This window comes from Deinococcus sp. (assembly GCF_018260555.1).
In the GTDB taxonomy this organism is placed as follows: domain Bacteria; phylum Deinococcota; class Deinococci; order Deinococcales; family Deinococcaceae; genus Deinococcus.
Window position 1 is genome coordinate 1 of record NZ_JAGLBB010000144.1, and the last position, 1107, is coordinate 1107.

Below are 1107 nucleotides of genomic sequence, written 5' to 3' on the forward strand. Positions count from 1 at the left end.
ATGGCGGGCGGAATCCCCATGAGCGCCCCGCAGCAGGAATTGACTTTGGGCCAAGTGCTAAGGATGGCGAAACCCAAAGCAGGAGGTGTAAGCCAGGCAGGCGAAAAAACTGAAGAGGTTGCCAAGAGAATCAAAGAGTTGGAAACTAAAATATTAAAACTAGAGGCGGGTACACCAGAACACAAAGCGGCCCGTTGGGAGCTGAACCAATTAGAAGGTGGGCCGTGGACTTACGACCACTGGTCTAAAGTTTATGAGGCTAACATATTAAAGGCGAAGAAGTCCAACGCTGGGGTAGCTGCCTATCAGAAAACTCTTGGTTGGGGAGAAGTGGAAGTTACTGTTGACGCAGGGGGAAGCCCGCGACGGCTTGACATTGCCGATATTAAGACTCAAAAAGCTGTTGAAGTTAAAGAGTATAGCACAGGGTATATTACACACGCAGCAGATATTGCATCAGAGATAGAACGTGACGCGATTCTAGTTAGCGAGGGCTGGGATATAACTTAGGTATTTATAAAAACTAAAGCCAGTGAACCATTGCTCGACGCTTTGAAAGCAGCTAAAATAAAGGTGAAGTATGAGTGAATACCCTAGCATCTTGTATATTTCCGACGAGGACGCCTTTGGCTACTGGGTTTTTCAGAATCCTGACGTAGTTAAGGACTTCAAGGATTCTCTCCCTAGTGGAATCAGTGAGCAGCTTGACTACTCAGTCAATTCACTCGATGTTCTAGAAACATGGCTCACTGAGAATTTTAATACGGTGGACGAAATAACATCTTTTGTAAATGTAAGTGTTCTTGATGGCAGTGCAAGATATGTAGGAAGGGTTTTTCTTGCCAACCTAGGAGGGAAATGGGGTATAGATATTCACAATAAAGATAATATGTACCACAGCCTTCCTGTAATTGAATCTAAGGTTGGAGTAACTTGCCCCCTTTCAGTTGTTTCGACTTCAATTGACCGGAGAACGGGTCACTTCATCAGCGACGTGTTACGGGCAAAGATGAAACGCCTGCCCGCAGATCTGACCGCCTGACAGAAATTATGAGAAAGCGTCCCCGGTAGGGGACACTTTCTGTTTGTGAAGACCGAAAATGCCAC

The 1107-nt window shown here is 45.8% G+C and carries 2 protein-coding genes; both read left to right on the forward strand.

Annotated features, from left to right (window positions below):
• The coding region (locus QZ271_RS14320) for a hypothetical protein (RefSeq protein ID WP_291432615.1) at window positions 1-510 on the forward strand (510 nt) is incomplete at its 5' end.
• Window positions 511-601: 91 nt separating this feature from the next.
• Window positions 602-1042, forward strand: a complete 441-nt coding sequence (locus QZ271_RS14325; protein ID WP_291432617.1) for a hypothetical protein — start codon at window positions 602-604, stop codon at window positions 1040-1042.
• Window positions 1043-1107: the final 65 nt, after the last annotated feature.